7 protein-coding genes are annotated in these 10,197 nt (G+C 57.4%); 2 read left to right on the top strand and 5 right to left on the bottom strand.

From position 1 onward, the window contains the following. Nucleotides 1-289 precede the first annotated feature (289 nt). Entirely contained in the window at nucleotides 290-1,861 is a 1,572-nt protein-coding gene (locus LB462_RS26765) for a TerC family protein (RefSeq protein ID WP_224514344.1), read from the bottom strand. A gap of 535 nt (nucleotides 1,862-2,396) precedes the next feature. Here LB462_RS26765 and LB462_RS26760 point away from each other — a divergent pair. Continuing rightward, nucleotides 2,397-4,358 carry a calcium-binding protein gene (locus LB462_RS26760; protein ID WP_224514342.1) on the top strand — a complete coding sequence of 654 codons (1,962 nt, stop codon included), beginning with the start codon at nucleotides 2,397-2,399 and terminating at the stop codon, nucleotides 4,356-4,358. A gap of 33 nt (nucleotides 4,359-4,391) precedes the next feature. Here LB462_RS26760 and LB462_RS26755 read toward each other — a convergent pair whose 3' ends face one another. From LB462_RS26755 to LB462_RS26740, 4 genes are all read right to left on the bottom strand, one after another. Next, nucleotides 4,392-4,943, bottom strand: coding sequence for a DUF924 family protein (locus tag LB462_RS26755; protein WP_224514341.1), 552 nt, complete (start codon nucleotides 4,941-4,943; stop codon nucleotides 4,392-4,394). 15 nt (nucleotides 4,944-4,958) lie between these two features. Further along, the gene (locus tag LB462_RS26750; RefSeq protein ID WP_224514340.1) at nucleotides 4,959-6,794 is read right to left on the bottom strand and encodes a monovalent cation:proton antiporter-2 (CPA2) family protein; all 1,836 of its coding nucleotides are present in this window, start codon (nucleotides 6,792-6,794) and stop codon (nucleotides 4,959-4,961) included. An 83-nt stretch (nucleotides 6,795-6,877) separates the two neighbouring features. Continuing rightward, the gene (locus LB462_RS26745; protein ID WP_224514338.1) at nucleotides 6,878-7,729 is read right to left on the bottom strand and encodes an amidohydrolase family protein; all 852 of its coding nucleotides are present in this window, start codon (nucleotides 7,727-7,729) and stop codon (nucleotides 6,878-6,880) included. Between the two features lie 13 nt (nucleotides 7,730-7,742). Continuing rightward, nucleotides 7,743-8,546, bottom strand: coding sequence for an IclR family transcriptional regulator (locus LB462_RS26740; protein ID WP_255627844.1), 804 nt, complete (start codon nucleotides 8,544-8,546; stop codon nucleotides 7,743-7,745). Between the two features lie 173 nt (nucleotides 8,547-8,719). Between LB462_RS26740 and LB462_RS26735 the strand changes: the two genes are divergently transcribed. Continuing rightward, on the top strand, nucleotides 8,720-10,036 hold the full coding sequence (locus tag LB462_RS26735; protein ID WP_224514337.1) for a type 2 periplasmic-binding domain-containing protein: 1,317 nt from the start codon (nucleotides 8,720-8,722) through the stop codon (nucleotides 10,034-10,036). Nucleotides 10,037-10,197 lie beyond the last annotated feature (161 nt).

The raw sequence follows: 10,197 nt of genomic DNA, 5'->3' as shown, positions 1-10,197 counted from the left end.
GAGGATATCAGGTCACCCTCAGCATTGCTTGCTGGCTCGAACCCCGAAAGATGCGAATAAGAGATAACATCTCGGCTTTTTGCGGGCAGCACGTTGGACGTCCCGCGCGCGGCGAAAGTGTTGCTGAGCATGCCGCCCTAAGGTCGGGTCATCGCACCCGTCAACAAGTTTATGGTACCCGCACGTTCGCGGTCTAGCTGGCTAGCTCCGCAGACCACCGTGCCTCCCCGGCCAGGAACGCCGCAATTTGGCGTCAACAAATATGTTTGGAAATGGAAAAACCGATGCCCTAGATAAACGCGGCCGTTTGCGTCGGGGAGATCCGCACCTTGCCGATATTGCGGCCATCCATCTCGACGATCTCATATTCGAGATCGTCGACGGTGAGCCTCTCGCCTTCGGCCGGGATATGGCCGAGGTTCCATAAAATATAGCCGGCAAGCGTCGTATAGCGGTCACCCTCATCGACCAGATCGCGATCGATCAGCCCGCCAAGACGGCGAATGTCGATATAGGCGTCAACCACCATGCTACCGTCTTCCGAACGTTCAAGGATCGGGCTTTCCTCGCCTTCTTCAGGGAACTCGCCGGCGATGGCTTCGAGGATATCTGTCGGGGTAACCACCCCTTCGAACGAGCCGTGCTCATCGAGGATCACGCCCATCTGCACCGATGAACCCCGCAACTGTTCCATGACGCGAAGTACATTGGCGTTTTCATGGAAGATAAGCGGCTGGCGGGTGACCTTTTCCCAATCGATCTTGCCGCCATCGAGAATGGCGAAAAGCAGATCCTTGGTGAGCGCAACGCCGACGAATTCATCGACGCGGCCGCGGGCAAGCACGACGCGACTGTGGGCGAGGGTGCGGATTTCGGCGAGCAGCTCTTCGTTGGTCTCGTCGAGATCCAGCCATTCCACTTCATTGCGTGGCGACATGATCGAACGGACCGGGCGCTCAACGAGATCGAGCACGCCGCGGATCATTTCCTTTTCTTCCGGATGAAAGACATCTCCCGCTGCGCTGTGTTCAGCAATAACATCCAGCGTATCAGAGTGCGGGGTATCGCTGCGGCCGCCGCCGAGCAGCCGCAGGACCGCGCCTGCCGTGCGATCACGCAGATCCATCGTGGTGATACGTTTTTCGCGGTTGTGACGTCCGACCTGGTTGGCAGCCTCGACAAGCACAGAGAAGCCGATGGCGGCATAGAGATAGCCCTTCGGGATGTGGAAACCGAAGCCTTCGACGATCAGGCTGAAACCGATCATCATCAGGAACCCGAGGCAGAGAATGACGACGGTCGGATGCTTGTTGACGAACGTCATCAACGGTTTCGATGCCAGCATCATCACGCCGACGGCAATGACGACCGCGATCATCATGACCTCGAGATATTTCACCATGCCAACGGCGGTGATCACGCTATCGAGCGAGAAGACGGCATCGAGGACAACGATCTGGGCAATGACCTGCCAGAACACCGCATGGGCGACATTGCTTTCCTTGGCCGACATATGGCCTTCCAGCCGTTCGTGCAGCTCCATGGTGCCCTTGAACAGCAGGAAGATGCCGCCAAGAATGAGGATGATATCGCGTCCGGCAAAATCCAGTCCAGCGACGCTGAACAGCGGCGTGGTCAGCTGGATAACCCACGAAATGGAGGCGAGCAGCAGAAGCCGCATGATCAGGGCCAGCGAGAGGCCGACAAGCCGCGCACGATTGCGTTGGTGCGGCGGCAGTTTGTCGGCAAGGATCGCTATGAAAACGAGATTGTCGATGCCGAGCACGATCTCCAGCACGACAAGCGTGGCAAGACCAATCCAGGCGTTGGGGTCGGCAATCCAGTCCAGTGTCCAGTCCATCGGGCTGTCGGGTCCTTAAATAGATTCAGCGTGCAGCGGCGTCAGCGGATGACGCTGCGGCGCAGGCAAAATGTCGGGATGGGGAAATCACAGGTACTTTTTGCTGACGCCGCATATGCAGAGTCAGCATGCTTCGCAAGTCCGGACTTGGAGGCTCTTCAGATTGATCGTCCGGCATCGATGCGCGGTCAGTCCCTGTTTGACTGGCTGTCATTGTGAAAATTGAAAGGTGCCAGATACCCGTATAATGACAGTCTGGAGGCTGCCATTCAAGAGGCGGATGATAATTTGCCGTTAGCGATCATTTGTAGCCTTACGTGTAATATTTCCAAAATGACAACGTTTTCAATAGTTAACGTACAGTCTTTCTCTTCGGGAGTATAGTTCTTTTGCATTACATATTTCAACTAAGAACAGTTACCATCAATATCTTTATTTAATCCATAGTAAGGCGTATGATGTAGTCCGCAGTTGTGAGGGGTGAGGGGCCCCGAAACGATGGTCTTCCCCGCACAGCGCGAACGGGAGGACTATCATGGCAATCAATCTTCCAAATGGCTTGCTGAAACTTCTCGGCATAGACCCAAGCACAATCGAAATTTCGCTCAGTAACGCTGACAATGACTTCGATGGTACGAATGCCAACGAGCATATTCTCGGCAATAGCGGCGACGACGAGATCGATGCCGGCGGCGGATCGGATATTGTCGAGGGTGGCAAGGGCGGTGACTTACTCGATGGCGGTGACGGCAATGACTATGTCGAAGGCGGCGCTGGCGGCGATAGGATGAATGGCGGTGCCGGTATTGACACGCTCGGCTACGCGCAATCCGGTTCAAGCGTGAAGGTGACACTCAACGATAGCGGCGGCGGCACAACCTCCGGCTCTGGCTCCGGCCCGGGCAACGATGCGCAGGGCGACACCATCGGCGGATTCGAGAATGTCGTTGGATCTAATTTTAACGATACGCTCACCGGCAACATTCACAGGAATGTCCTCGCGGGACTTGCCGGCAACGATAAGCTATACGGCATGGGCGGCGATGACATTCTCATCGGTGGTGTTGGGGCCGATGTGCTCGACGGCGGTACCGGCACGGACACGGCCGATTATTCCACCAGTGCAAGCCCGGTGCATCTCTTGCTTGGCGGCGTCAGCAGCGGCGGCGATGCGCAAGGTGATACTTTCATCTCCATCGAGAATTTCGTCGGCACGGCGGGCGCGGATGTCTTCGACGGCTCGGCCAGTCTTACCGGCTTTTCCGCCGATGGCGGTGGCGGCGCCGACACGATGATCGGCGGCCATGGCAATGATCAACTGAGCATCGTCGGCGCGGCAGCTGCGGTTGCCGGTTTTGCTACTCTTGCAGCAGCGGGCGGAACGATCGTGGGCGGCCGGGGCGACGATACGGAACATGGTAGCGGCGGCGATGATACCATGTCCGGCGACGACGGCAACGATGGGATGCACGGCGGTGCCGGCCGCGATCTGATGGACGGCGGTGCAGGCCACGATGCGATGCGTGGCGATGATGGCGACGATACGATGGACGGCGGTGCTGGCAATGATGTTATCGAAGGCGGCGCCGGAAATGACACTATCAAGTGCGGACCTGGCGACGATAGCTCGCTTGGCGGCGATGGAAACGATACCTTAAACGGGAGTGCCGGACTTAACGAATATGATGGAGGCTTTGGCAACGATCGATTCGTTGCGAGTGACACCGAAGGTTTCGGCGCTAGTGGCTCTTCAATCAACGGCGGCGGAGGCGCATTATTTAACGTCGCCGCAGTCGAAGTCGAAGAGTTAGACCACATGGACATGCACGACCGCTCTGACAAAGTAGACATTGAACTAACAGACCAAACCGCGTCGCTCGCAGGCACTGCCGCGAGCACAAGCCAAATGCGGTACGCGTACGACGGAGAGGAGCGGCTCTACAACATCTCCGGTATAGAGAGATACAGTCTGACGGCGTTCGACGATCGTTTTATCGACGATTCAGGAGATCACATACTACTCGGTGGCGACGGTAATGACCTTCTCGACGGTCGCGGCGGAAACGACACGCTCTTCGGTGGCTTCGGGAACGATGTGCTGACCTCAGGGGTCACCCGCCCGGAAGGTGGCGACGAGGAACTTTATGGGGAAGCCGGGTCAGATATCTTTTTCTTCCGCTCCGTCAACGAACTGGATCCGTTCTTTTCGCGGGTATTCATACAGGACTTTACCGTTGATGATGTCGATTTCGATCAAATCGATCTTAGTTTGATTGACGCCAATTCTAATACCCAAGAGGATAATGACGCATTTCAATGGATCGGGGACGGGGAGTTCAGCGGGGAACCTGGCGAACTGCGTTTCTTCGCTGGGACGGACGAACTCGTGAACTACAATATCATTCTGGGCAACATAGATGGTATCGGGGGAGCAGAAATCGCCCTCTACGTAAACAAATCGGCCGGAGACCCGACCGAACAATTCTTCTTCCTTTGAGCCAGAGAATAAGGGAGGCGGTTCACACCGCCTCTAACCCGAAAACCCGCCGCCATCGAGGAAGGCCTGCTCTTCCTCGATGGTGGTGCGGCCGAGAATGGCGTTGCGATGCGGGAAGCGGCCGAAGCGGCGGATGATGTCATAGTGGTGGTCGGCATATTCGAGGTTTGCCGGGGCGCCTTCACGGCATAGCTCCACTGAACGGCGCTGGTCATCGACATTCTCTGAATGCATATACGGCAGATAGAAGAAGGCGCGCAGTTTCGGCTCGAATGACAGGTCGTGGCCCTTTTCCAACGCCCGGCCAGCGTACAGGCGAGCCAGCGTGTCGGTCGCGTACATGTGCCCGGTGTTGCGGAAGAAATTGCGCGGGAACTGGTCGAGCAGGATCATGAGCGCCAGCGCGCCTTCGGGTGTTTCGACCCAGCCTTCATATTCGCGGCGCGCGGCGGCGAAATGATCTTCGAGAAAGCGCTGGCGGCAAATCTCATCGAATTCCTCGTCTTTGACGTACCATTTGTCTTCACCCGCCTCACGCCAGAAATTGACGATGTCGGCAATGGTCGTTTGTTCGATCTCAGGCATGACTGTTCCCCCGTCTTAGTTGGCATCGGCCTTTTGAGCCGCTGGCAGCACGCTCGCAGTCTCTTCGTTGAGCGCGCGGCCGGTCTGGCGCGGCTTGATAAGCGGACCGGGAACCGGCGCGTTGCCCCTCATCAAATCGGCGCCGGCGCGAATGCCACCGGCGAGCTGCAGGTCAAGACGCTCGGCGTCGCGGCGGCGTACATCTGCCGTAATATCCGCCGCCTCCTGCGGGTCCACACCCAGGCCGACCAAGGTATTTTCACCGAAGATCAATGCGGATTCGAATGTCTCGCGCATCTGGAAATCGACGCCGAGCTTGATGAGTTCGATCGTATTGCCGCGATCATAGGCCCGCGCATAGATCTGGACCATCGGAAACTCCGCCTTGACCAGATTGGCGATTGTGAGGATTGTTTCGGCCTTGTCGACGCAGATCAGCACCGCCTGCGCCCGGCCGGCCCCGGCCGCGTGGAGGATATCGAGCCGTGTGCCGTCGCCATAATAGACTTTGAATCCGAACTGTGATGCAGCCTGGATCATCTCCACGTCATTGTCGATGATGGAGATGTCGACGCCCCGTATCAGCAGAGGCTGGCAGGAAATCTGACCGAACCGGCCAAAGCCGATGATGAGGGCATTGCCGGTCAGGCCCTCCGCAATGTCGACTTCCTGGAGGTCCTGTTTTTCCTCGGGCATGAGATATCGCAAGGCGACAAGGAGAAGCGGTGTCAGCACCATCGAGAAGATGATGATCGCCGTCAAAATGGCATTGGCTTCGCCATCGAGTATGCCGACTGCCGTGGCAGCGGCGTAGAGGACGAAGGCAAATTCGCCGCCTTGCGCCATGATGACCGCGCGCTCCAGCGCCTCTCGATTGGACGAGCTGAGCAGGCGGGCGACTATATATATCCCCGTAGCTTTAACCAGCTTGAAGGCGACGACGTAGAATAGCACCATCTTCCAGTTGGCTGCGACGACGCTCAGATCAAGCGACATGCCGACCGCCAGAAAGAACAATCCCAGCAGAATGCCGCGGAAAGGTTCGATGTCAGCTTCAAGCTGGTGGCGAAAGGTCGATTCGGAGAGAAGCACACCAGCGAGAAATGCGCCCATGGCCATGGAAAGACCGCTGACCTGCATGATCAGGGCAGCGCCCAGAACGACCAGCAGAGCAGCTGCAGTCATGACTTCACGGGCACGCGACTGCGCGAGGAATCCGAATAGCGGATTGAGCAGGTATTTGCCGGCGAGAATGATGCCAGCAATCGCGCCGATGCCTATGCCGATGTTGGTCCAGTGCAATCCCCCGGCCGTTTCGGCGCTTATTGGCGCGAGGAACGCTACCAATGCCAAAAGCGGAACGATGGTGAGGTCTTCAAACAGCAGGATCGAAACCATGCGCTGGCCCTGCGGTGTGGCGATCTCGCCGCGCTCTTCCAGCAATTGCATGACGATTGCCGTAGAGGTCAGGACGAAACCAGCGCCCGCTACGAATGACTGGGCAACCGGAAAACCCGTGGCAATGCCGAGGCCGGTGAGAAGCAGTGCGCAAACGCCGACCTGCAGCGCTCCGAGGCCGAAAATGCTTTTGCGCAATCCCCACAATCGGGATGGCTGCATTTCGAGGCCGATGAGAAAGAGGAACATGACAACGCCGAGCTCCGCGACATGCAGAATCGTCTGCGGGTCGGAGAAGAACTTGAGGCCGAAGGGGCCTATAACCAGACCAGCGGCGAGGTAACCGAGAACAGAGCCGAGCCCGAGCCGCTTGAACAGCGGCACGGCGACGACGCCAGCCCCAAGCAGCACGACTACACTCAGAAGGTCAGGTCCGCTTATTTCCGCCGCCATTGGTTCTCCGCATCTCAAGCTTGATCGTGAGTTTCAGAGGTAAAGCGCGAGGATACGACAGGCAAGCTTATTCAGACGGGATACTAGTTCAAATTCCAGATCCGGCGGGCATTTCCCGAAAACAGCTTGGTCTTTTCCTCCTGGCTGCAGCCTGAAAGCAGAGCATGGGTTGCTGCGACCCAGGTGGCGAGGCCTCCACCAAGCGTACAGACGGGCCAGTCGCTGCCCCAAACTAATCTATCCCAGCCGAACGATTCTATGACGTGATTGACGTAAGGCGCCAGCGTTTCGACCCGCCAGGTCTCTGCATCCGCATAGGCCACCACACCGGAAATCTTGGCGGTGACATTCGGCCGCTTCGCAATATCGCTGATCTTGCCGCGCCATTCGTCGAGAGCGCCGGCCTTGATGTCCGGAACGCCGCAATGGTCGAGGATGAATTGCACGTCCGGCGCGAGATCGACGAGGGCGATCGCCTTGTCGATTTGTCTCGGCAAAACGCACAGGTCGAAGGTTAATCCCGTGCCGCCAAGCTTTTGAATGTTCTCGCGGAAAAGCGGATTTTCCGAAAGTTCATCGGGCATGACGTGCAGCACGCGGCGGAAGCCCTTTACCAGAGGGTTGATCTGTTGGCGCTCCAGGAACACCCTGAAGCCATGTTCCTCCGGACGGCAGGCCGAAATTGCACCGGCTATGATGCTGTCGCCGCGCTTCGCGAGAGATGCAATATAATCCGTCTCCGCCTGTATGTCCGTCGGAGCGACATCGACCTCCATGTGCAACGCATGGGTGATACCGACGCGATGAGCCTGCAGTGCATATTTCTCATAGAGAAAATTGCGGTTCAGCGCTTCGGTGCCTGACAACCAAGGGTAAGACAATACCGATTGGTCAATGAGATGCAGATGGGTGTCGATTATCGGCATGTGTGGCATTGCTTGCTTCCTTTCATGCCGGGCGCAGAACACTCGAATGGACGACATCCGCCCCGGCAAGCTCCGAGAGTTTCTGCGCCGTGGCTACCAGCATTTTGCGGGCATCATCGACGCCCGGCGCATCCGGGATATTCAGCAGCTGGATATATGGACAGGTCAACGCGGCAATCGCCCTTCCATCAGGGCCGAGCACAGGTGCGGAAACGTTGAAGACCCCTGCCGTCTGCGCGCTCGGCATGATCTCGTAGCCGCGCTCGCGGATCTGGTTGAGCCGCTCGCGGAAATCAGGCGGTTGGGCGATATCGTCCGCATGCTGCTCATACTCGGCGATCATCAAGGCGCGCTCTTCATTGGAGCGGAATGCCAGAAGCACATGACCGGAACCGGTGTTGAACAGGCTGATATGGGAACCAACCCGGATCGAGATGCCCCAATAGTCCGGCGCCTCCTGCTGGGCGACGACAACGGCTGCGCCGCGGTCGAAAACACTGAGCTGATTGGCCTGTTTCGACATCACCGCGAGTTCGCGCATCAGCGGTGTCGCATAGGAAGCAAGGCGGCGGACAGGCGCGTGCAACTGGGCAAGCCCGAACAGCTTCAACGTCAACGAATAGCGATCGCCCTCAAGCCGCGTCACATATCCGCGGCGTACGAGGCGATCGAGCATGCGGTAGAATTCATTGGGGCTGCGGCCGAGGAATTTGGCGATTTCTGCTTGCGTGAGGCCACCATCGATACCGGAAAGAAGCTCAAGAATGTCCAGACCCTTATCAAGCGCAGGCGCGCGATAACGATCGCTGTCGTCGTCCTCTATCATGACCAAGTCTCCCCTCGCTCCCTACTCATATACGAAGACGATATTCGTAGGAAAGCAGTTTCCATGCTTGACGGTCAAGCGCATAAATGTTTGTATATGAATGAAACGCTCATATGTGGGTGTTGCAAAATTGCGAGAGCCGGGGAGCGGCCACTCGATTACGGGAGGGAACCATGAAAAATCTGTTGGCCAGTGTTTCGGCTGGCGTTGTCGCGATTTTCAGCGCGCAAGCTGCACTTGGTGCAGATCTGCCGGGAAAGTTCGACGGCGTAACGATCGACGCCAAGCTTATCGGCGGACAGCAATATGAGCCGCTTTACGAGCGTATCGGCGAATGGGAAAAGCTGACCGGCGCCAAGGTCAACATCCTGTCGAAGAAGAACCATTTCGAACTCGACAAGGAGATAAAGTCGGATATCGCTTCAGGCAGTCTGAACTGGTGCGTTGGTTCAAACCACTCATCATTCGCGCCGCAATATCCCGATATCTATACCGACCTGAACAAGCTGCTTCCTGCAGAAGAAATTGCCGCCTTCGTCCCGACGAACATCAAGTCGTCGACGCTGGACGGCAAACTGGTCATGCTGCCGCGCGCACAGTTCGACGTTTCCGCACTCTATTACCAGAAGAGTATTTATGCCGACGAGGCCAACAAGAAGGCCTTCAAGGAAAAGTACGGTTATGATCTTACACCGCCCGATACGTGGCAGCAGGTCAGCGATCAGGCAATCTTCTTTACGAAGGCGCCGGATTTCTACGGCACGCAGTTTGCCGGCAAGGAAGAGGCGATCAACGGCCGATTCTATGAAATGCTGATTGCCGACGGGGGCGAGTATATCGACAAGGACGGCAAGCCGGCCTTCAACTCCGAAGCTGGTGTCAAGGCGCTCGACTGGTTCGTCAACCTCTACAAGGCGAAAGCTGTTCCGGCAGGCACGACCAACTACCTTTGGGACGATCTCGGCCAGGGTTTTGCATCGGGGTCGATTGCCATCAATCTTGATTGGCCAGGTTGGGCGAGCTTCTTCAACGATCCCAAATCCTCGAAAGTTGCCGGCAATGTCGGCGTGAAGGTGGCGCCTGCTGGTTCGTCCGGCAAGCGCACTGGCTGGTCGGGTCATCATGGCTTCTCGGTGACGGAAGCCTGCGCCCACAAGGACGCTGCGGCCTCGCTCGTCTGGTGGCTGACCAACGAGGACAGCCAGAAGCTCGAAGCCAAGGCCGGCCCCTTGCCGACGCGCACGGCGGTATGGGAATGGGACATCGAGCAGGCCAAAGGCGATCCTTACAAGACCGAGGTGCTTAACGCATTCCAGGAAGAAGCAAAGAACGCATTCCCGGTTCCGCCATTGGCCGAATGGATCGAGATTTCCAACGCCGTCTATCCGGAACTGCAATCGGCCATTCTTGGCGACAAGACGTCCAAGGAAGCACTCGACACTGCGGCCAAAAAGGCGACCGAAATCCTTCAGGATGCCGGCAAGCTTTAGTGGCAAGCACTGCGGTCCCTCTCTCTTGTGGGGAGGGAGGGGCCGCAGGTCCCTGTGGGGCTTTTCGATCAGCATAGCATGAGAAATGGGTAAGACCCCACCGGCTGCTTTGCAGCCACCATCCCCACAACGGGGAGGGTCGAAGTGGAAATGCAGAGTCC

Origin of the sequence: Phyllobacterium chamaecytisi (genome assembly GCF_020164455.1) — a bacterium.
Classification (GTDB): Bacteria; Pseudomonadota; Alphaproteobacteria; order Rhizobiales; family Rhizobiaceae; genus Phyllobacterium; species Phyllobacterium chamaecytisi.
Note: the sequence above shows the minus strand (reverse complement) of the source record. Positions and strands in the feature narration are given on the sequence as shown.